Below are 21,712 nucleotides of genomic sequence, written 5' to 3' on the forward strand. Positions count from 1 at the left end.
TAGATTTATGTTGTATAGAAGAGCCTAACATCATACTTAGATGACTTTTTAAAAGAGAATGAATATAGCAGTAAGGATTGCAAAGACTTATTTTATAGTGAAAAGTTTATATAGTTTGATGATAATGTATTTCAGACGATCTAAGCTTGATTGTGGCTTAAATTGGACTAAGTCAGTATGTACCTAGACTCAGTCCAATTTAATTTAGCCAACCAACCAATCAACAATCAGTCAGAAAATGAATTAAATCTTATCTTTAAACTGTTTTATGATTTTTTGACGTTGCCATGGTAAAGGACGATTAATCGCTTCAGGTACATCACCAGAGGTTGAACGTAGACGTAAATGAATTGCTGCCTGCGCAATCAAATTTGCCGATACGGGAGCTGTAATAAAGGCAAGCAGTGTGATCAATAACTCTGCAAAACCTAAACGACTGTTAAATGCTGCGTAAATCATTCCCGCGATTAAAAAACTGCCTAAACCCAAGGTACTGGATTTGGTCGGTGCATGTAGACGCATAAATAAGTCTGGTAATTTGACCATACCTATGCCACCCACCAAAGTAAAAAACGCACCAACAATCAAGAACAATGAAACGATGATTTCCATGACAATTTGCATATTATTTTCCATGTACTTTCTCCTTAATCAACCACATGACCCGTTGTAAAATAACGAGCCAGTGCAGCAGTTGAAACAAAGCCCAGCATTGCAACCAATAATGCGCCTTCAAACATTGAGGTACTTGCCCAATAAATGCCAAGAATGACAACTAAGCAGGTTGCATTTAAAAACAATGTATCCAATGCCAGTAATCGATCTACGATAGAAGGGCCCATCACCAAACGGACCAAACATAACAACATGGAGATGGTCACTGCGAGCAGGCAAATACCAAGTGCATAAGGTAAAATACTCATGAACGTGCTCCTCGTTGCAGGTCAAAGATTTCGATTAAAGGAACTTCATAGCGGGCTTTAATCGCTTGAATTTCTGCGTCTACATCATCACAACTTAGTGCATGAACCAAAATATCACCACGTTCTTGATCAATCCCAGCACTGACTGTACCTGGGGTCGTGGTAATGATCATCGCCAATAAAGTATTGACATGTTCATGGTCGGTTTCCAAAGGAACTCGAAACCATTTCGGGGTGAGATTTTTGGTTGGACCTAAGACTTGTTTAGCAACTTTGATATTACTGATGACGATGTCCCATAGCACCACAAAAAATAATTGAATGGCGCTTTTCCAATGAATATTGGGCGTATGAATGATAAAAGGTTGAATCAGTTTAGGGATGAGTAATCCCAAGCTAATCGCTACAACAATATCAAAACTTTCAGCGCTATGATTCAACATGAGCCAACTCATTGCCACAATTACCGACACAAAAGGATGGGGCAAAATACGAGCGAATAATGATTTATTTTGCATTTATTGCTCCATTGGCTTAAGTTGAGTATTTTCAACATGTTGTTGCTGTTCTTGTCCCTGAATTTGACGTTGTTTAAATTCAGAAATATGTTCACCTTTTAAGGTTTCAGGGCTAATAATATACGGAATATAGTGTGCATTTTGATCAATCATTTCACCGTTGTATTTTGTTTCAGGGACATAGTTTGGATCGAAGGGCTGTACACTAATGGTTTCTCCATGCCCATCCATTTTTAAAATACTGTGTTGATAAATAGATGTATCAGAAATTTGCAACGCTGTTTTTTCAACATAATTTAAAATCGGAGCTGCACAAACCACATAGGCAATCAGTCCTGCCAGTAATAGGTAAACGCTTTTGTCGTTACGTACAGGGGCTTGCTCGGGTAAAGCTTGATAGGCTTTATAAGCATCTTCTTTCGGATTGTCCTCAGGTGTTGTTGCTCGCCAAAATAAGATAAATCCGACGCGCGTAAATGCAACAATACTTAAAAAACTCACAATCAAGATAATTGCAATAATCCAACCTTGCGCAGCCAAATTTGCAGTTGCCTGTAAGATTAATACTTTACCTAAAAAACCGCTAAATGGTGGTAAACCTGCCATTATCAAAGCGATGAGGAAGAACGTTATGGCAATGACTTTATCTTGCTTCATCTTCGGCGCCACTTTGAGATGATCTTTGAATGCGCCACGCTGTGAGGTAATCCAACCACAAAGCAAATAGAATGAGGCCGCAATGATGGTACTGTGAACGAGGTAATATAACCCAGCCGTCCATGCTTTTATGTTAAACATGGCAATGGCAACTAAAATCGTTCCGACTGAGGATAACACCATAAAGCCAACAAAGCGGCGTAAGCGTTCAGCTGCAAGCGCACCAATCACACCATATAATGAAGTTACTAAACCAATTGGTAATAAGTAATTGCTAAAGATCGTTTGACCAAGTTCATCATTAAAGACAGTGCCATTGACCCGTAAAATTGCATACACACCTACTTTGGTCATAATAGTGAAAATAGCAGCAACGGGTGTCGCGGCAACAGCATAGGTTTTTGGTAACCAGAAACCCACAGGTAACATCGCTGCTTTGATGCCAAATACAACAAATAGAAGCAAACCACCTGCTATAGCAAGACGATGTTGATCATGTTCCAAGGTTGGTAATAAACGGCCGACATCCGCCATATTCAAACTGCCCACACTGCCATAAATCATGCCTAAACCGATGAGGAATAGGGCAGAAGCCAGTAAGTTGATGGTGACGTAGTGAATACCTAATTGAAAACGGGCTTTACCTTGACCATGTAACAGTAAGACATAAGATGCCATTAGTAATATTTCAAAAAATACAAAGAGGTTAAATAAGTCACCTGTTAAGAATGCACCACTCAACCCCATTAACAGAAGATGAAACATGGCATGAAAATAACGACCACTTTCGTCCCATTCTTTGCTGGCAAACCATAATACAGGCGCTGCAAGAGTGTAGGTGAGCACCAACATTAACGCGGATAAGCGATCCAGTACCAAGACAATCCCAAAAGGTGCCGACCACTCAGCGAGTTGATAAACAAAGATTTTCCCTGTATTGGCTTGAATAAGATAAGCAATAGCAGTGGCAAGTCCAAGGATAACCGAAATTAAGCTAATGCCACGACGCCAAGGTTGGCGCCAATCATGTTTTAAAGCACCAGAACCAGGATTGCCTAATAAAATCAGCAAAAAGCCTGTAAATGCAGGAATCAAAATACTCAGGATTGGAGAGTGAGCATACCAAAAATCTAAAAAGCTGGTCATTATGGCTCATCCTCACGTGGGTCAAAATTACTCGGTTCCTCTTTGGTATCGACATGGTCTGTTCCTGACTCATAACGACTGCGTAATGCTAACTGAACAATAAAAGCAGTTGTCGCAAAGCCAATAACAATTGCAGTTAATACCAAGGCTTGGGGCAAAGGGTCAGTGACTTTGGTCGCTTGAGTTAAAATTGCAGGTGAACTGATTTGTATTCTTCCCATTGCAAACAGGAAAATATTGACTGCATAGCCAATCATTGCCAATCCAAGAACAACAGGAAAGGTACGGGCACGAAGAATGAGATAAATTCCTGAGGCAACCAATAATCCAATCGCAGATGCAATTAAAAATTCTAAACTGATCATGCATTACTCCTTGGGTACTGGACCAGACATACTTGAATGTCTGGAGTCGCCTAAAACAGAAATGAGAAGCATTGCTGCACCAACAACCGTGACGTATACGCCAAGATCAAAACCAGCAGCAGAGGCAAAATGGAATTTGCCAAACAGTCCTGATTCCACATAAACATGTGCACTGGTGAGAAATGGACGTGCCCAGAACCAAGATGCAAGGCCTGAAATTCCAGCAATGATCAGCCCTAAACCAATCCAGATTTCATATAAACGACCCGATTGAGCACGTAGCATTTTTTCAGCATGATCTTGTCCCATCGCAATATATTGAATGACCAATGCCATAGAGGTAATCAAGCCTGCAATGAAACCACCACCAGGATAATTATGTCCTCGTAGGAAGATATACAGACTTACCACAAGTGCAACCGGTAGTACCCATGAAGCCGTCATACGGAACATCAACGGAGATGGATTGAAGCGATAGCTCAGACCTTGAGTGATGGTGGTGCCATGTGCCCGCATTCCATCCATCATACATAGTGCACCAATGGCTGCGATGCCCAATACAGCAATTTCACCAAATGTATCAAAACCACGGAAATCAACCAAAATGACATTGACGATGTTTGAGCCGCCACCTAAAGGAATGGACTGCTGAACAAAGAACCATGAAATCGAATTATGATCACGTGTCATGATCAACCATGTAATCCAACCGATACCAATACCACCACCAATTGCAATGATTGCGTCACGCCAACGACGTGTTTGGCTGGACTCATAAGGGGTTAATTGAGGAAGTAGTGATAAACTCATCAATAGCAGAACTGTTGTGACAACATCCACGGTAATTTGTGTCAGTGCTAAGTCTGGCGCAGAGAGAGTGATGAAAATCATTGTCACGACCAAACCAATTGCACCACTAATCAGAACCGCTTTGATACGTTCATGGTGAAACCACAGCATCATCCAGCAGGCAGAGAACAATAACAACCACAGCACGATTGCAGTAAAGGGTGCATGTGTGAGTTCACGTGTTCCTGTCGTTAAATTTTGGTTGATCAATGGTGTGGCAACCACGGCAATACTTAAGGCCAAAATCCACAATAAATAGTTCTGTAATGAGCCAGTTTCAGTTTTTTTCTTAATTTTGCGTGAAATCAGCAGGAGATTTTTAAGGAAATCTTCAAATAATAATTTGCCTTGGAAACGACCTAAGCGTGGATCAAGATCAATTTCACGAATTCGCCCGCCTTTGGCCATGGCGAAATAGAAAATTACGCCACCAATTAAGGCAATTGCGCTCATCAGTAACGGTAAATTAAAGCCATGCCAGATGGCTAAATGAACCCCTTCAAAACTTGCAATTTGTGTTGATGCGCGTGTTCCGGCATTGACAATGTTTTCAACCAACAGCGCAGGAATGATCCCCACTAAAATACATAAAGTTGCCAATATGATTGCTGGAATTCGCATACCGATTGGCGGCTCATGGGCATTTTTATTGGGAACATCACGCCCCACATCACCATCAAAAAACACACCATGTACCAAACGAACTGAATAAGCAACCGCAAATAAACCTGCCAATGTAGCGATAATCGCTGCCAACACAACATAGCCACCAGATAAGTTTGCCAATAGCTCAGTAAAGAACATTTCTTTCGAGATAAAGCCATTGGTCAAAGGTACACCGGCCATACTTGCAGCGGTAATCATGGTTAATGTTGCTGTAAATGGAAGAAATTGCCATAGTCCACTTAACTTTCTTAAATCACGTGTACCAGACTCATGGTCAATGATCCCCGCCAGCATAAATAATGCCGCTTTAAAGGTTGCATGATTGATGATATGGAAAACTGCAGCAGCCACGGCTAAAGGTGAACCTATACCCAAAAGGCACATGATCAAGCCTAAATGACTGATGGTTGAATAAGCCAGTAAGCCTTTTAAATCTTCTTTAAAGATGGCAAAAAATGCCGCCATACATAAGGTCAGCAGACCAATTGTGGTGACAAGATTATGGAACAATGCCGAGCCAACAAAGATTGGCAATAAGCGTGCAACCAGAAAAATCCCTGCTTTTACCATAGTTGCTGAATGCAGATAGGCGGATACAGGGGTTGGTGCTGCCATGGCATTGGGGAGCCAGAAATGGAAGGGAAATTGCGCACTTTTAGTAAACGCACCCAATAAAATCAACAATAAAGCGGGAACAAATAAACCACTATTTTGAATTGTACTCGCCATCATGGTGAGTTGGTCAATTTGATAGGTTCCTGCGATTTGACCAATCAGAATAAATCCACCCAGCATGGCTAAGCCACCCATACCAGTGATGGTCAGCGCCATCCGTGCACCACGTTGCGCAGCGTCGTAGTTACTCCAATAGCCCACTAGCAAGAACGATGAAATACTGGTCAATTCCCAAAAAACCAATAAAATAATTAAATTATTCGACAAAGAAATGCCCAACATTGCGGCCATAAACAGCATCAACAATGCATAGAGCTTACTCAGAGAATTTTTCGGGTTTAGATAATAATAGGCATAGATATAAATCAGTGTACCGATCCCCGTGATCAGCAATGAAAAAATTAAACTTAAAGCATCTAATCGGAAACTAAAATCAATACCAATTTGAGGTAGCCATTGCCACTGCTCTAAAACGGCTTGTCCACTTAATACTGTTTTCGCTTGAGTCAGTAGCAGGATAAAACTGCTTAAACTGACCCCGATTGCCCCTAAAGCTGTTACCCCGCGAGAGAATTGCTTCAGCCACAGAACAACGATAGTGCCAAGTATTAATGGTAAAAGAATAATAATCGGAAGCACACGCGTATCCATTGTCGTGAATAGGTCGTGAAACCTATGTGAATCTTATCTTTCAAGGATTTGAGGAATGCAAGGAACAGTCCAATAACTTAAATCTTGAAAGCCGAATTAAATTAGTAATTAAAAAATGAGTTGTGTTGCGCAACTTGAGAAAGCGATTAGAAAATCAATTTGCATTGAAAAATCTAATTTAAATTGATTTTTTCATCTTATTACATGAGTAGAATAACATCAATTTATTTTGTCGTTTTTTACGCAAACATTTGTAATTATACGCTTCATATGACTTTTTGCTGCTTGAAAATCATGCTGTAACAATCAATCTATGTTGTATTGAATTTTATACAACAATGAATATGAACGTGAATATATTCATGATTTGAGAAAGGAGTATAAAAGACAGTGTCATGCGATTAATGATCATTCATTGTCTGATATTGACGTCTTTAGGCTGAGTTATTTCTTATGATAAGAACTTATGTGAAGCTTGGTCATCACCAGATTGGATTAAACGTTTTAATTCGGTTTTTTGTTCTTCAGTAAGGTGTTTAAACTGCTCAAAAAGTTGTTGAACATTGACTGGCAGATTGGGTTCGGGTTCAAGTAAATCTTGTTCAGAGGTTTCTGGGATTTCTTTGAGCAAGTTTTCATAAATATCTTGGTATTCTTGCCATACTTTATTGTTCTGAATTTCATAAAGCTCTTTATTATCCAATTTAAAACATTGATATTCGTCGGCTTGCTCGAGAAGCTCTTCATGACTGGCTGTGGCAATGATCTGTAAACGAGGAAAGGCCTGATTTAAACGATCGAGAATTAGCTGTAGGCCAAATTGGTCTAAATCAACATCAATTTGATCAATCAGTAAGATGCCTTCACCTTCTTCACAAGGATAAAGACTTAAAGGATTGAGTAAGCACATGCGACGCACTAAATCACCGACTAAGGCCAACCAATTTTTGACTGTGTTAGAAAGTTGTGAGTAAGTCAAACTTTGATTTCTATAAGTGACCATCAACTGCAATTTAGGTTGATACTCTAAATAGAGATCTGTGACTTCAGGAAGGACGATACTCAAGCTTTGCTTTAAGGCTTTTAAACTAGGGGCATGTAATTGAGAACGAGCTTGAAATAAAATACTTTGAAAATCCTCATCAACTTGATTTGATGATTCTTTTTGCGCCAAAACAATTTGAAAAAGTTGCGCGATTTGTGCATTTTCGATATCACTGATTTCGCGAAACCATTCGAAAAATCGTGCAAAGGTGGTATATGGAATCGGTACTAATTCATAGGCATAGTGCGCTTGTAAAATAATAGGATTATTTTTATTGAGAATATTCACTTCATTTACAAATCGTTCAGCAGGGTAGTAGGCAATTAAAGGTAAGCCTTGAACAGGATCTTTTTTGAGTACTAGATTATAACGTTCTACCAGCTGTTCGAGTTGTGCTAAGTCAACTTTACTCAGACCAACACCAGAACTATTTAAGGTTTTATATAGTTGCCAATGACAAGTTTGCGGATCTTGTTCTGCTGTTGCAGTGCTTTCTGCAAGTTGACCAAACTCTATTGGGAATTTGATTTTAACATCTATTTTGGATTGTACTCGATCTTGCATAATGTCTTGGTCGAGCATTACCACACCAGGGGTGCGCAAATCTTTTAGACGTGCAGGAAACCAAGTCAAAGCTTGGTAAATATTTTTAATAATTGCCGTTTTACCACTGGCTTGTTCGCCAACAATTAAACTGATTGGTTTGTTTTTATAATTAAAGTCTATTTTTAAATCAGCAAAATGGTATGTGTGGCGAAAATGAATTGCTGCTAGTTTCATAGGATACCTGAAAATTGACTGACAGCATAAAAAGCTGTTGATATTTTCACCTTGCGATTTTTTTCGCTGATACAGATGAGTGAGTCAAAAACCTTATGCTGTTGCTTTATTTTTAAATGGCGCTTTTACTTTCAATTGTTGCACGAGATCATAGATGTGATGAATATTTAAGCTGACCTTTGCCCGTGTACAGGCGACATATAACAGCCTTAATTCTTCATCGCTGATTTTATGTTCTAAACCGTTTATTTTAAATTGGTAATCATCTTCGATATGTACACGATTCCATTCTAGCCCTTTGGCCTTATGTGCAGTTGAAATCACATAATCAGCTTGCTCTATTGGGGTTATTTTAGCAAGTGCTTTTTTGAGCGGTTCCGTACCGTGATCGTCAACCAATTTGACTAAGGGTTTGATATCACTGCCATCGTTGGTTTCACAGTATTCATGTACATCATGCCAAGAGTTAAACCAAGCCAGTTCAGGCACATCAACAACACGTTTGCCTTGTTTAAGCAAACTTGCCGCATCAACAAAACGGTTGAGTTTTGCATGATCGGCTTGTAATCCAACCTTATCGCCTTGCACGAGACCAGAAAGTAGTAACTCCATTGCGCGTGCATTGGTACGACATAAAATCGCATCACGCATTTTGGTATGTGGTTTATTGACCACACTCGATTTCATTTCAGGGTTGCCCAATAAAGGCACAGTTTCATCCAATGCACCGAGCAAATGATTGGCCACATCTGCAATCGCATCACCAAAACGGAATGAAGTGGTTAAACGAGATTCAGGAAGTGGCATTTGTTGCATGGCATTGACCGCACCACGCCATGCGTAAATTTGTTGATGTGCATCACCCACATAAATCACTTGAGTATTACGCTGGCGCAATAAAATACCAAGCATTAATGGATCGGCATCTTGTGCTTCATCAAAGAGTACATAATCTGCTGGAATAAATGGGTCTGATAATGCCCAGAGTTTTAAATAAATATCATGACCTATGCCTGCTTGATGATTGGTATCAATCGACTCTAACCAACGTCTTTCTACAGCAGGGTAAAGGTGTTTTTGTAAAGACTCGATATCATCTGCATGCAGCCAACTTGGTGCTTGGATATGACGTGGTGCTGGATATTGTGAGCTGGTCGAGCAGAAATAACTTACAGCATTGGCCACTAAACTCGCTAAACGACTGGGCATTAGCACATATTTTTCATAACGCCCGCCCATTAAACGTCTAAGTGTGATGGGTTCGAGGCGATATTCTTTGGCAATAAAACTGGGACTTAAACGCGGCAGGCGTAATTTATCGGTGACTCCCCGCGATACACTACGAAACGCCAAAGAGTGGAAGGTTCGGCAATCTACATTTTGATGAAATTTATTCTGTGCTTCTGTGGCAATTGCCTTATTAAAGGCCAAATACATCCCACGGCGCTCCGTCATCGCATCACTGATTAACTGCAAAGTCGTGGTTTTACCTGTGCCAGCATAGGCAATCACTTTAAATGATTGTCCTTTTTTCGCTTCTGCGATTGCAAAGCTTTGCTCAGATGTGGGTGTAAAAGAATAAGGCACAGTATTTATAAAATCTTATTAGCTTGAAAATTCAATATGGGACAGAGTATAGCAAAAATTGCTCAGCACTAGGGTGAAATCTAACAAGATGTTATTTAAACGACTGCGCTAATAATCTGCGGAGCGTATCCTGATCATTTTTATCATAATATGAGGTATTGGGGCTTTTGTCTTTAAAATGACTTAAAAGTGAAACTAGATTGTCATAACTGCTTTCTAAACTGAGCAGGGGAAAATTCTAAAACATATTCGGATAAAGTTATGACAAATTCAGCCAGCCGACATACACGCCGTGAAGTGCTTACTTGGTTAGCCAGCATTCCATTTCTTCCACTTGGGGCAATGGCAACTTCAGCCACACTAGCAGGATGTAACGATGATGATAAAAATACTGCAGTTAAACCGCCGATCAATCCAGCTAAATTAAAATCTGCAACATTTACGCCGATGGATGCACCAACATTGGCAAATGCAGCAGCAATGGCAACAACAACAGTTGCTTCAGGCTTGGCTGTAACTTGGGATGACAATACCAAGACTGACTACAAACTTGCCTATAAAACCTTCTTCCAAACAGGCGATATGATCAATGATGGAAAAGGTGGGAAGATCTTGGCTGGTGGTTATTATGATATCAAAAACCAACCAATTATGGATAAATCTGTAGCAGGCAAAGAACGTCAATTCTTTTCAGATTGCCCAGATGGTACTTCATTATTGACAGTCAAAGATGCCAAGGTTGATGGTGTAAAAGGCAACCCTGTATTTGCGGTGGTGCAATTTGAATATACGACTCGTGATTTAGCTGGCAATGATATGTATGGTAAATTGCCATCACCGATTGGGGTAATTTCACTGGATCAAGATCCGAAAACAGGTCATTTAACTTTAGTTAAATATCATAATGTCGATATGTCTAAAGCACATGGTTTATGGATTACGTGTGGTGCGAGTTTATCACCTTGGGGAACACACCTTTCAAGTGAAGAATACGAGCCAGATGCATTTGGTCAGGGCTTAGGCACGGATATGGCAACAATGAAAGCCTATAGTAAAAACGTCTATGGTGATGAAACCTCTGCAAAACCTTATAACTATGGACATTTGCCTGAAATTACAGTGAACAAAGATGGTACAGGTACTGCAAAAAAACATTATTGTTTAGGTCGTATCTCACATGAACTAATCCAAGTTATGCCAGATAATCGTACTGCGTTAATGGGTGATGACTATACCAATGGTGGCTTGTTTATGTTTGTTGCAGATAAAGAAAAAGACTTATCTGCGGGAACATTGTATGTGGCGAAGTATTTGAATGAGTTAAATGAAACCTCAACAGCACAAATTCAATGGATTAAGTTGGGTCATGCAACTAGCCAAGAAATTGAAGATTTGGTGAATGTTAGAAATATTCAACCAACAGAGATCATGGAAAGCTTGGACAAAGATCCACAAGATGTAAGCTATACTAAAATTATTCTGCAAAAGAAAACCATTTGGGTGAAAGTTAAACCTGGAATGGAAAAAGCAGCAGCATTCTTAGAAACCCATCGTTACGCTGCTTTGATGGGCGGTAGTATGGCATTTACAAAAATGGAAGGCACAACAGTCAATGCCAAAGACAAAGTTGCTTATTCTGCTTTAGCCAATATTCAAGATTCAATGATCAAAGGCAATGCGGCTTGGGTCGATACGCATAACGTGTCATTCGCTAAGAAAATTTCAGCAGGTGGAATTGTTGCACATGATCTAGCAGGGTCTAAGAGTGATAAATCAGGTAGTCCAATCGTCAGTGAGTGGGTACCTTATCAATCGCATATGCTGTTAATCGGGAAGGATATTGATGCAGCTGCTGATCCACTAGGTATTGGTAACACTTCTGATCCAAACACGATTGCAAGTGCGGATAACTTAAAGTTCTCTGAAACATTCCGTACCTTATTCATTGGTGAAGACAGTGGTAACCATGTGAATAACTACTTATGGGCGTATAATGTAGATACCAAGAAATTAGATCGTATTCTTTCTTGCCCAGCAGGTGCTGAATCTACAGGTTTACATGCAGTCGATTCAATCAATGGTTGGACTTATATTATGAGTAACTTCCAGCATGCAGGGGATTGGGGTTCTTTACATAGTAAGGTTCAAGCAACTTTAGATCCTTTGATTCGAGCGAATTATAAAGATCGTTTTGCAGCAGCAGTGGGTTATTTAACAGCAGACCCAGTTGCACCTTCGGTTGAGAAAAAATCTTCATAATTTTAGTTTTAAATAAAAAAGCAGCGATATTTCGCTGCTTTTTTTATAAATACCCAATTAATGATCTCGATTGGCTTTTTCAACTAGGCCAGAAAGCCCTTGACGGCGTGCAAGTTCGTTGAGTACCAATTGCACATCCAACTCAAAATAACCAAGCATCACAATGGTATGGAACCATAGATCTGCAACTTCATAGATCAGATCATTTTTATGATCTTCACACGCTTCAGATTTAAAATCTTTTGCAGCAATGATGGTTTCGATACTTTCTTCACCAATTTTCTCTAAGATTTTATTTAAACCTTTGTGGTAAAGCTTTGCCACATAAGAAGAATCTGGATCAGCTGCTTTACGTTCAGCCATCATTTTGCCTAAATAACCCAAGACTTCTAGCTGTTCAGCCTGCGCATTGGAGCTATTCATGGCAATGCTATGTGGATTTGATGAAGGTTTTTCACCGTATATTGCATTTGGATCTTTTAATTGTGCATCGACAGTTTCCCAACCAGTTGCAGTGAGCTTACGATAGAAGCAAGACTCTCGACCTGTATGGCAGGCGATTCCACCATGCTGTTCAATTTGTAAGACGATGACATCGGCATCACAGTCTAAACGGATTTCATAAACGGTTTGAAAATGGCCAGACTCTTCGCCTTTGAACCATAACTTATTTCGTGAACGAGAAAAATAAACGCCCTGCATTTTTTCAGCAGTCAGTTGTAATGCCTCACGGTTCATCCATGCCACCATCAAAATACGTCCAGTTTGATGATGTTGTGCAATAGCAGGAATAAGTCCTTGTTCGTTAAATTTTACTTCATCGAGCCATTGCAGATTGTTCATAGGATTTCACCAAGTTATAAAAAGAAAGAGTGCTACTTTGACATGCTAGCGGTTGTATAGTGTACGTTATTTCTAGCATTTTAGGAAAATATTGATTATGGATTGAGTCGAGATTAAAACGCTTGTTCACACTTTAAAATTACAGAATTGGCAACTTGAGTGCACATTATTTTCCTCTTACCAAAGACGATCGAGCAATATCCTCATACTTCATTTGACTAAACATACCCGATTTTAATCCCGACACGGTGATTGCCATTTCTTTACGAAAATAAGGGATACGATACATCCACGAGAAGCTTAGATCTCGTAAACCACCTGCCCACCAAAGATCAGATTGATATAAAGGCGTCAGTAAACGGCTTAAAAATTGATAAAATGCGGATGAGCTTTTGCGATGTTGATGATAGTTTTGCCACAGCTTCGAATAATCGATCGTTTCATTGTTTCGTGCCACATGGACTGCTTGTCCTAAAGCCCATGCATCTAAAAGTGCCATGTTTGCACCTTGCCCAAGCTGTGGGCTCATAGCATGTGCAGCATCTCCAATAATGCCTATACGTCTTTCACCAAACTTAGATAAAACCACATCACGATAATGGGCAGAAAACCATTGCTGTTTTTGTTCAGGATTGACAATGACTTGCTCTAACCATTCTGCAGCGGGCTTCCAGCGTTTAGATACTTCTTTTAACCATTCTAAGCGGGCGTGTTGATGAGGTAAAAAATTTCCAAGCTGATCTGTTGGAAGACTCCAGAAGATACTGGAAAGTCGTTGATCGGATTGGGCTGGAATCGCACCTGTCGGTAATATTCCCATCATGATCTTGGAGCGGTCATAAAATTGATGCAGAATTTGAGTGTTGAGCTGTAAGCATTCGGGAACAATGGTCCATTTGGCGCCCCAAGGATAGGCTTGATCGACTTTAACCCATGCGTTTGGTCTCAGTTGGCTTCGCGCGCCGTTGGCAATAATAACGCTATCAAAGACCTCATCAAAAGACTCAGCATTGACCGTACCCAAAACTCTAATTTCATAAATAGATTCTTCAAGCTTTTGAATATCGGCATTCATTTGCCAAGTGATCAGATCAGGGTATTCATGACATTTCTTTGCCAAGACATGGCATAAGCTGGCTCGATGGATACCTAAACCATAAAAATCAGGATCGGCTTGAGCATAATGACTATCTACCAATTTAAAACCATTGGCGAGTTGTCCCTCTAAGCCTGTGACCATTGCACCGAGTTTAACCGCATCATCAAGCACATCTAAGTGCTCAAAAACTGCAAGTCCAGACGGTTGAAGTAATAAGCCCGCACCGACAGGTTTAAGCTCAGATACTTTCTCAAAAATGGTGACCTGAATATTTTGTTGTGCGAGTAAAATTGCTGCAGCAAGCCCTGCTGTTCCTGCACCGACGATGGCAAATTTTGGAATTTTAGTTTGATTCATTATTAGAGTAAGTGCTTTGAATAATTTAAATTTAACAAAAAGCAAGAAATTAACAAGGGATAATTTGAATCAAGCTCTTTATTCCTTGATTGGGCTTAGCCAAAAATCAACGCATATAGACGAGGCCAGACACTGATTAAATTCAGTGAAAAATACATGATGTAAAGCTTGAGCTATGACTGGCTCATGTCTCAGACTTATATCTCACGTCATTTATCCCAAGTCATCAAGAATGGTGTTTTGGTAAATTTAAATTATTGAAAATCATATTAATTTAACGATTGATGAGGTGAATAATGCGGTGTAATAATTATAAATCTAGCATCACTTCAGTAAAATTTTGTTTCTCCAGCATTTCTAAAAATTCATCACCCAGCCGCTGACTTTCTGCTACAGACTGCTTCCACAATTGTTTTCGCTTCTGATCATCGAGACCTTTCATCACAAAATCTTTACGATCTGGTAAACGTCCTAAAGGTAAAGATTTTAAATAGTCTTGAGAAGGCGAGATCAGTAAAGTCCGTGCTTGGTTTTCAGGATTGGCAGTGCGAGATTTAAACATTTTGTCAAACCAGCCTGGAATGATGCTGTCGGAAAAATGTGGATATAAAACAATCCCTTTACTCTCAAAAGGCAAATCGATGTGATAGTCGATCAAACCACCATCTCGATACGCGCCTTGTGGCGCATCGGAAATATTTCTTACCGCAGGTGTAATTGCTGGAATCGAACCTGAGGCCATCAGCCAATCCGCAACATTGTGCTGATTAAAATTTAAATAATGGGTTTTAAAAGCGTCATCTTGAATTTTAAATTGAGGGAACTGGGCTGGCTGACAGATGACCCGTTGCATAAATTTATTCAGATGGTTTCTTGAAATTGCATTACTGCCGATAATGCCGAGTAAGGAGCTATACAGTGCAAGCTTTTGGTCACTTTGAAATAAATGTTCTGCTTTTGCAGCGATAATTGTGAGGTGATACTCGGGATGTTCGACCAGTTTTTGGCTGTGTTGGTCTAAAATGTTGGACAACATGTCGCGAGATATTTTCTCAATCTCTGCAATGTTCATCTTTTTATGAAAGGGTAAGTTAATATATAACTCTGCCAAACGCTCAGGACCGACTTGTTCACCTTGCGCTAAAATTCCAGCAAAGCGCCATGCACCGACGGATGAACCGATTAAAAAGCGTCTTTGTTTTGCCCGTTGGAGAAAATCCCCGAAAATTGCTTGATCTAGCCCCATTAAACCAATACCTTTGGGGCCGCCAGCTGCACCAGGAATCATATCTACTTGATGTGCAGATAATCCTTCTTGTTGTATGCGTTGTTTGGCAAGTGAGCCTGCACGTAAGACAATTCCTGCAGGGCGTTTTTGTAGAATTTGGGTCATGATTTTCACTCACTCAAACGGATATTTTTATTGTAGAGTGAGTGATATATTGAACAATGGCGAGAGATGTCACTCAGTGACTTAGCAGTCATAGACAAAAAAGCCTATTCATTGAATAGGCTGAATTGCGTTATTTGGCAATCCGCCAAACTGCTAAAACAGTGGACAAGATAATCAAAACAATTGAAATATACCACGGTGCAATGATCGCAATAGAAAGTAAAATCGCCATGATACTTCCGAAAATCCAGCTACGTTTTTGTTGTTGTTCCACTTCCAAACGCATCATTTGCAATTCATGTAATTGTTTAGCATGCCATGCAGATTGATTTTTTAAACCATTTAAACTATCAACCATTAAAGTTGGAAAATCCTGTGCACCTAAAAGTAAATCAGGAATTTTTTGTCCTAACTCTTTTAAGTTTTTCTGAGGATTCATTTGCGCTTTTACCCATTCAGTGAGAATCGGTTTTGCCAGCTTCCAAATGTCAAGTTCAGGATATAAATCAGTACCTAAACCTTCCACATGTACCAACGTTTTGAGTAATAACATCAATTGTGGTGGAATTTCTAAATGGAAACGACGTGCAATGTCCATGACTTGAATCAAAATACCCGCAAAGTCCAATTCATGCATCGGTTTAGACACCATTGGTCCAACGGTACGGCGCATTTCACGGGATAACGCATCTTGATCGGTGCCCGGTGGAATCCAGCCTGCCTGATGCACAATTTGAATCAGTTGCAAGAAATCACTGTTCATGACCGCAAGCAACATACGTGCAACGGTCATCTGATCTTGTTTAGATAGCTCACCCATAATTGCACAGTCAAGGGCAATATAACGAGGGTGGCTTGGATTCAATGTTTCAACAAAAACGTTTCCAGGATGCATATCTGCATGGAAGAAATTGTCACGAAATACTTGGGTAAAGAAAATAGTCAAACCTTTTTCAGCAAGGTCTTTTCGATCCATACCAAGTTTTTCAAAGGTTTCAATATCCGAAATTGGAACCCCTGTGATCCGTTCAGCAACCATGACATCCTTACTATCCATATAGACTTCAGGCACATACATCATGCTTGAACCTGTGAAGTAATGGCGCATACGACGGGTATTGTCTGCTTCTAGCGTAAGATCCAGTTCATTTAAGATGACTTGACGATAATTCTGGATGATTTCAGACAAATGCACTGCACGAGCTGCTTCAAGCCGTTTTTCTAAACTTGATCCTAGCCACTGCAGAATTTCAAAATCCTGTAGAATCTGACTGCGAATATCTGGACGAGTGACTTTAACCACCACTTCACGACCATCATGTAGCGCAGCAGTATGGACTTGTGCAATAGATGCAGCAGCCAAAGGTTGTTCATCAAAACGAGCAAAAATTGTAGAAATTTTGGCTTTCAGAGATTGCTCAATACGCTCTTTTGCAATATTGACATCGAAGGGTTTAACCCGATCTTGTAATAAAACCAATTGCTGTAAAATTTCAGGTGGAATTAAGTCACGACGCGTGGAAAGTAATTGGCCCAGCTTAATTGCCAAAGGCCCCATTTCCTCTAAGGCTTCTTTAAGCTTGAGCGGGTTTTTACGTTCTTTACTTGACCATGCCGCAGGGTGTAGCCGAATTAAAGCTAAAGCATGCCGAGCTTTCTCAGGTAATTCTTCCGCAGGGACCAGTGTGTCGAGTCTATAGTGCGCGGCGATGCGCCAAAGTTCGAATAAACGGGCAATATGCGGAATCATATATTAAATTACCTGATTTTGATTTTGAGTAAAGTGAGATTGAAGTTGCTGAATTTTTGCTTCAAGTCGGTCAATATTTTGGTTAAGTTGACGGGTATCTTGTTGCAGGTCATCCATTTGCCAACGCGGAGCCAATACACCAGTATCTTCTTTTAAAAAGTCTTCTACAAAAAATAAATGACTTTGCATTGAGCGTTTGAGATGCTTTGGCGCCAGTTGGATTTTGCCAATTTCATGTGCGAGTGCAGGACCAATCCACGGGCTAAGCTGGGCCGCCAAATCAGGCTCAAGCTGTTGGATAATATTTTGAATGTCCTGCAGTAGGTGATAATCACCTTGTAGAGGAATATTTCCAATATCATCCGCAACAAATAATTTAGCCAATTCAACAACATTCTTTACATGTAATGCTGCTGTCGCTTCTGCAATCGCAACATTTTTGTCAAAAGGACGTTGTTCAAAAATTGAAGGTGTTTCGCTTTTACCAGTCATAGTCGGTTCAAGACGGATTTTATTTTGATCAAAGTAAACATCGACAGAAAGCTGTGGCGTATCCATCACGACACGTAACAGTTTGCCTTGTAACTGATTAAATTGGATGCGGGTAATTGCATCCAAATTAATAAACTGATTGATTAATCGTTCAACTGCACCGAGTGCCAGAATTGACCACATAATTCAACCTTGCTTGTTATATCTTGGGGAAATTACAGTTTAAAGCCACGGTGTACCGCCACAATACCACCGGTTAAATTGTGGTAATCACAGTTTTGGAAACCGGCACTTTCCATCATACCTTTTAAGGTACGTTGGTCTGGATGCATACGAATAGATTCAGCCAAATACTTATAACTTTCCGCATCATTGGCAACAACTTTACCCATAAATGGTAAAGCCGTGAATGAATAGAAATCATAGAGCTTTGAAAATGGTTCAAATACTGGTTTTGAAAACTCAAGAATCAGTAAACGACCACCTGGCTTTAATACACGATACATCGCTTGGAGTGCAGCATCTTTATCAGTCACATTACGTAGACCAAAACTGATGGTGAGCAAGTCAAAACTATTGTCTGCAAATGGCTCTAAGGTTTCAGCATTGGCCAATACAAAATCAACATTGGTACAGCCAGCATCAATCAAACGATCACGACCAACATTCAACATGGACTCGTTAATATCGGATAAAACCACATGACCTGTTGGACCAACTTCACGGCTGAAAACTTTGGCTAAGTCACCTGTACCGCCTGCAATATCAAGCACGTGCTGACCACGACGTACACCTGACATATTGATCGCAAAGCGTTTCCAGAGGCGGTGAATACCGAATGACATTAAATCATTCATAATGTCGTATTTGCTTGCTACAGAATGGAAGACTTCAGCGACTTTTTGCGCTTTTTCTTCACTATTAACAGTTTTGTAGCCGAAATGCGTGGTTGCGCCGACATTACCTGTATTGGCACCACGTGGGAGGTTGTATTTTGGCACAGTCCCAGAAACTGGCGTATCAACCTGTTGTTGCTGTAAGGACTGTTGCTGACCTTGTGGAGTACCTTGTGGTAATGGTTCTGTTAGAAATGGACTCACTTTGTCTGTATTCGTTGCCGTTTCAGCAGGGGCTGTAGGCTTTTGGTTTTCATTCGACATTTGAGTCACTCCTGAACACAAAAATGGGAAATTTTATATTGCTCTGCATAATGACAGATTCTGCATAATTTTGCAGTCCTCATCATGAAATTGTTATGAATAATATACAAAAACCGATCTTAGAGATCGGTTTGATACAGCCAAAAATTAAATTAATCTTGAAATGGATTGGGATCTCCAGCATGCACTTTTTCGACAATATCACGTTCTTTTAGGGTAAATGCATGGATAAAATCAGCTGCAGATTTCATTGGCTTCATCGCAATAAAACCCTCTCCAATAAAGTCATACATCAATTCAAATTTATATTTTGTAGCAGTACCTTTACACATTTTAAATGCAGTATGCATAATGAATGAACGCATGTATTTGTCTAGTGCTCCACCCAAATCATCCAATAAAGCTAGCTGTTGTTGACGGGCTTCTGCTTGATCTAATTTTAGTAAGGTCAGTCGCATCATTTCATCATCAATCACTTGATCAACAGGGTAATCCTTAAGTAATTGTGCAGCAACCTGCTCATCAAGTTGCATGGCCAGTACCGCCAATCCAACGGATTTTAAGCCAGTCTTAATGGCATTTTCAGGAAGAATTTTTTCTGCTTTGTGCGCATATTTTAGCAAACGTTCAATCTGTATTGCCAAATCATCAAATTCAGGACCACCATATAAACGGTTGATGAAATATTTTGCCATCAATTGATTTTCTTTTTGATTGAATAGCGCATGATGGGTCTTTTCAATACGCATTTTTAACCAGTCCTGCGCTTCATGCAGGCGTTTTTCTAGAATTGGGTCACTGTGATAACTCAATTGTTGATATTGTTCTAAAAGCTGATCAAGTGCAGCAAGTTTTGACATACAGAAACTCTGGATTTCGTTTAGCAACAGCATAAAGGCAGTTGCTAGGTATCACTATGACAAAAGTAAAAAAACAATAGAGAAATATAGTCAGTGGATTTTTAAATAGACAATATCAAAGATTTTATACAGAAAATAATATAACTCTGTTTTTGGGAATAGGTATACTCAATTGAAGTTTCAGACCATAGAGAAGCAGATGATTGAAGAACAATTAGCGTTTGCGTTGCGTGATGAAGAAGAATTATCCGTTGATCTGATTGAGGCACAATATGCCTTAAAGAATTCTAAAGATAAAAATAATGCCAAAAGCTTGGTCATTTTAGTCAGTGGTATCGAGCTTGCGGGGAAAGGGGAAGCGGTTAAACAATTACGAGAATGGGTTGATCCTCGTTATTTACGTGTTAAAGCAGACCCACCAAGTTTATTTAGCAATAAACAAAGTTTTTGGCAGCCTTATGCACGGCATATTCCATCAGAAGGGCAAATCCAGCTGTTCTTTGGTAATTGGTACAGTGATTTATTGTCAACAGCCATGCATGTTTCTAAACCCTTAGATGAAACTTTGTTCGATACCTATATCGAAAATATGCGCGCTTATGAACAAGACCTAAAAAATAATCATGTCGATGTGATCAAAATTTGGTTTGATTTACCCTGGAAAAGCTTACAAAAGCGTTTAGATGCGATGGATGCATCAGAACAGCATTGGCATAAGCTAATGGGCTTGGATTGGCGGAATAAAAAACAATATGATATTGTGCAAAAATTACGTCAGCGTTTTACCGATGATTGGTATGTGATTGACTGTGAAGATTGTGTTGCCCGAGACCAACAATTTGCTCAGTATATTCTGCAAGCGTTAAAGCAGTTGCCTCGACATAAAACAACGGTAAGAACCAAGTGGAAACAGGCAACTGTACCTGAGTGTTTATTGCAACCCGCCACAGAAGAACTGGATAAAGACCGATACAAAACTGAATTAAAGAAATTAACAAAAAAAGTATCGGAAGCGCTACGGAATGATTCACGCAATGTCATTATTACCTTTGAAGGCATGGATGCAGCTGGTAAAGGTGGGGCAATCAAGCGTATTGTGAAAAATCTTGATCCGCGTGAATACGAGATTTATACCATTGCTGCACCAGAACAGTATGAATTGCGTCGACCCTATTTATGGCGTTTTTGGACCAAGATTCAACCCGAGGAAAAAATCAGCATTTTTGATCGTACTTGGTATGGCCGAGTATTGGTTGAACGTATTGAAGGCTTTGCCAAGCCTGCGGAATGGCAACGTGCCTATGATGAAATTAATCGCTTTGAAAAAGATTTAACGGATAATCAAACGGTGTTGGTTAAATTCTGGTTGGCAATCAGCAAAGATGAACAAGAAGCACGTTTTAAAGCACGCGAACAAACACCGCATAAACGCTTTAAAATCACCCCTGATGACTGGCGAAATCGTGGACATTGGGATGATTATTTAAATGCTGCTGCGGATATGTTTGAGCGAACTGATACCGAGTCTGCGCCGTGGCATGTGGTTGCGACCAATGATAAGTACACGGCACGTATTCAAATCCTCAAAACGATTTTAAAGCAGTTAAAAGCGGATTAAATGTTTTAAGCGTTGGTTC

General features: G+C 39.9%; 17 protein-coding genes. 2 read left to right on the forward strand and 15 right to left on the reverse strand.

All coding sequences use genetic code 11. The annotated features are described in order from the left end of the window. Window positions 1-243 precede the first annotated feature (243 nt). From AC4CVF_RS20655 to AC4CVF_RS20690, 8 genes are all read right to left on the reverse strand, one after another. On the reverse strand, window positions 244-624 hold the full coding sequence (locus AC4CVF_RS20655) for a Na+/H+ antiporter subunit G (protein WP_419328028.1): 381 nt from the start codon (window positions 622-624) through the stop codon (window positions 244-246). Between the two features lie 23 nt (window positions 625-647). Further along, on the reverse strand, window positions 648-923 hold the full coding sequence (locus AC4CVF_RS20660; RefSeq protein ID WP_004816687.1) for a monovalent cation/H+ antiporter subunit F: 276 nt from the start codon (window positions 921-923) through the stop codon (window positions 648-650). Next, window positions 920-1,441 carry a Na+/H+ antiporter subunit E gene (locus AC4CVF_RS20665; RefSeq protein ID WP_336953703.1) on the reverse strand — a complete coding sequence of 174 codons (522 nt, stop codon included), beginning with the start codon at window positions 1,439-1,441 and terminating at the stop codon, window positions 920-922. Before AC4CVF_RS20665 ends, AC4CVF_RS20660 begins: the two co-directional genes overlap by 4 nt. Beyond that, window positions 1,442-3,244: a monovalent cation/H+ antiporter subunit D gene (locus tag AC4CVF_RS20670; protein WP_490789895.1), complete on the reverse strand. Its 1,803-nt coding sequence runs from the start codon at window positions 3,242-3,244 to the stop codon at window positions 1,442-1,444. Continuing rightward, window positions 3,244-3,609, reverse strand: a complete 366-nt coding sequence (locus tag AC4CVF_RS20675; RefSeq protein ID WP_336953705.1) for a Na+/H+ antiporter subunit C — start codon at window positions 3,607-3,609, stop codon at window positions 3,244-3,246. Before AC4CVF_RS20675 ends, AC4CVF_RS20670 begins: the two co-directional genes overlap by 1 nt. Window positions 3,610-3,612: 3 nt before the next feature. Continuing rightward, window positions 3,613-6,450 carry a monovalent cation/H+ antiporter subunit A gene (locus AC4CVF_RS20680; protein ID WP_336953706.1) on the reverse strand — a complete coding sequence of 946 codons (2,838 nt, stop codon included), beginning with the start codon at window positions 6,448-6,450 and terminating at the stop codon, window positions 3,613-3,615. 451 nt (window positions 6,451-6,901) lie between these two features. Beyond that, window positions 6,902-8,275, reverse strand: a complete 1,374-nt coding sequence (locus tag AC4CVF_RS20685; RefSeq protein ID WP_490774584.1) for an ATP-binding protein — start codon at window positions 8,273-8,275, stop codon at window positions 6,902-6,904. Between the two features lie 93 nt (window positions 8,276-8,368). After that, window positions 8,369-9,862: a UvrD-helicase domain-containing protein gene (locus AC4CVF_RS20690; protein WP_004725463.1), complete on the reverse strand. Its 1,494-nt coding sequence runs from the start codon at window positions 9,860-9,862 to the stop codon at window positions 8,369-8,371. A 261-nt stretch (window positions 9,863-10,123) separates the two neighbouring features. Between AC4CVF_RS20690 and AC4CVF_RS20695 the strand changes: the two genes are divergently transcribed. Next, on the forward strand, window positions 10,124-12,121 hold the full coding sequence (locus AC4CVF_RS20695) for a PhoX family protein (RefSeq protein ID WP_336953708.1): 1,998 nt from the start codon (window positions 10,124-10,126) through the stop codon (window positions 12,119-12,121). A 57-nt stretch (window positions 12,122-12,178) separates the two neighbouring features. Here the strand turns inward: AC4CVF_RS20695 and hisIE are convergent, their stop codons facing one another. The 7 genes from hisIE to AC4CVF_RS20730 form a co-directional block, all read right to left on the reverse strand. Then, window positions 12,179-12,964 carry a bifunctional phosphoribosyl-AMP cyclohydrolase/phosphoribosyl-ATP diphosphatase HisIE gene (gene hisIE, locus AC4CVF_RS20700; protein ID WP_490789896.1) on the reverse strand — a complete coding sequence of 262 codons (786 nt, stop codon included), beginning with the start codon at window positions 12,962-12,964 and terminating at the stop codon, window positions 12,179-12,181. Window positions 12,965-13,130: 166 nt separating this feature from the next. After that, on the reverse strand, window positions 13,131-14,420 hold the full coding sequence (locus tag AC4CVF_RS20705; RefSeq protein ID WP_490789897.1) for an FAD-dependent oxidoreductase: 1,290 nt from the start codon (window positions 14,418-14,420) through the stop codon (window positions 13,131-13,133). 310 nt (window positions 14,421-14,730) lie between these two features. Beyond that, window positions 14,731-15,813: a patatin-like phospholipase domain-containing protein gene (locus AC4CVF_RS20710; RefSeq protein WP_336953711.1), complete on the reverse strand. Its 1,083-nt coding sequence runs from the start codon at window positions 15,811-15,813 to the stop codon at window positions 14,731-14,733. A 130-nt stretch (window positions 15,814-15,943) separates the two neighbouring features. After that, the gene (locus AC4CVF_RS20715; RefSeq protein WP_336953712.1) at window positions 15,944-17,563 is read right to left on the reverse strand and encodes an ABC1 kinase family protein; all 1,620 of its coding nucleotides are present in this window, start codon (window positions 17,561-17,563) and stop codon (window positions 15,944-15,946) included. 3 nt (window positions 17,564-17,566) lie between these two features. Beyond that, window positions 17,567-18,238 carry a ubiquinone biosynthesis accessory factor UbiJ gene (locus tag AC4CVF_RS20720; protein ID WP_490789898.1) on the reverse strand — a complete coding sequence of 224 codons (672 nt, stop codon included), beginning with the start codon at window positions 18,236-18,238 and terminating at the stop codon, window positions 17,567-17,569. Window positions 18,239-18,270: 32 nt separating this feature from the next. Continuing rightward, the gene (ubiE, locus tag AC4CVF_RS20725; RefSeq protein ID WP_336953714.1) at window positions 18,271-19,215 is read right to left on the reverse strand and encodes a bifunctional demethylmenaquinone methyltransferase/2-methoxy-6-polyprenyl-1,4-benzoquinol methylase UbiE; all 945 of its coding nucleotides are present in this window, start codon (window positions 19,213-19,215) and stop codon (window positions 18,271-18,273) included. A 152-nt stretch (window positions 19,216-19,367) separates the two neighbouring features. Next, window positions 19,368-20,075, reverse strand: a complete 708-nt coding sequence (locus AC4CVF_RS20730; protein WP_419358734.1) for a DUF8198 family protein — start codon at window positions 20,073-20,075, stop codon at window positions 19,368-19,370. 199 nt (window positions 20,076-20,274) lie between these two features. On the opposite strand from AC4CVF_RS20730, the gene pap reads away from it, so the two are divergent. Next, entirely contained in the window at window positions 20,275-21,693 is a 1,419-nt protein-coding gene (pap, locus tag AC4CVF_RS20735) for a polyphosphate:AMP phosphotransferase (RefSeq protein ID WP_336953716.1), read from the forward strand. Window positions 21,694-21,712: the final 19 nt, after the last annotated feature.

The sequence above is a fragment of the Acinetobacter sp. LipI_19 genome (genome assembly GCF_058242925.1).

Excerpts from the sequence above, each read along its gene's own strand:
- ubiE (WP_336953714.1), bottom strand. The coding sequence starts at position 19,215 with ATGTCGAATGAAAACCAAAAGCCTACAGCCCCTGCTGAAACGGCAACG.
- hisIE (WP_490789896.1), bottom strand. The coding sequence starts at position 12,964 with ATGAACAATCTGCAATGGCTCGATGAAGTAAAATTTAACGAACAAGGA.
- AC4CVF_RS20680 (WP_336953706.1), bottom strand. The coding sequence starts at position 6,450 with ATGGATACGCGTGTGCTTCCGATTATTATTCTTTTACCATTAATACTT.
- AC4CVF_RS20705 (WP_490789897.1), bottom strand. The coding sequence starts at position 14,420 with ATGAATCAAACTAAAATTCCAAAATTTGCCATCGTCGGTGCAGGAACA.
- AC4CVF_RS20715 (WP_336953712.1), bottom strand. The coding sequence starts at position 17,563 with ATGATTCCGCATATTGCCCGTTTATTCGAACTTTGGCGCATCGCCGCG.
- AC4CVF_RS20695 (WP_336953708.1), top strand. The coding sequence starts at position 10,124 with ATGACAAATTCAGCCAGCCGACATACACGCCGTGAAGTGCTTACTTGG.
- AC4CVF_RS20720 (WP_490789898.1), bottom strand. The coding sequence starts at position 18,238 with ATGTGGTCAATTCTGGCACTCGGTGCAGTTGAACGATTAATCAATCAG.
- AC4CVF_RS20655 (WP_419328028.1), bottom strand. The coding sequence starts at position 624 with ATGCAAATTGTCATGGAAATCATCGTTTCATTGTTCTTGATTGTTGGT.
- AC4CVF_RS20665 (WP_336953703.1), bottom strand. The coding sequence starts at position 1,441 with ATGCAAAATAAATCATTATTCGCTCGTATTTTGCCCCATCCTTTTGTG.
- AC4CVF_RS20685 (WP_490774584.1), bottom strand. The coding sequence starts at position 8,275 with ATGAAACTAGCAGCAATTCATTTTCGCCACACATACCATTTTGCTGAT.
- pap (WP_336953716.1), top strand. The coding sequence starts at position 20,275 with ATGATTGAAGAACAATTAGCGTTTGCGTTGCGTGATGAAGAAGAATTA.
- AC4CVF_RS20660 (WP_004816687.1), bottom strand. The coding sequence starts at position 923 with ATGAGTATTTTACCTTATGCACTTGGTATTTGCCTGCTCGCAGTGACC.
- AC4CVF_RS20730 (WP_419358734.1), bottom strand. The coding sequence starts at position 20,075 with ATGTCAAAACTTGCTGCACTTGATCAGCTTTTAGAACAATATCAACAA.
- AC4CVF_RS20670 (WP_490789895.1), bottom strand. The coding sequence starts at position 3,244 with ATGACCAGCTTTTTAGATTTTTGGTATGCTCACTCTCCAATCCTGAGT.
- AC4CVF_RS20675 (WP_336953705.1), bottom strand. The coding sequence starts at position 3,609 with ATGATCAGTTTAGAATTTTTAATTGCATCTGCGATTGGATTATTGGTT.
- AC4CVF_RS20710 (WP_336953711.1), bottom strand. The coding sequence starts at position 15,813 with ATGACCCAAATTCTACAAAAACGCCCTGCAGGAATTGTCTTACGTGCA.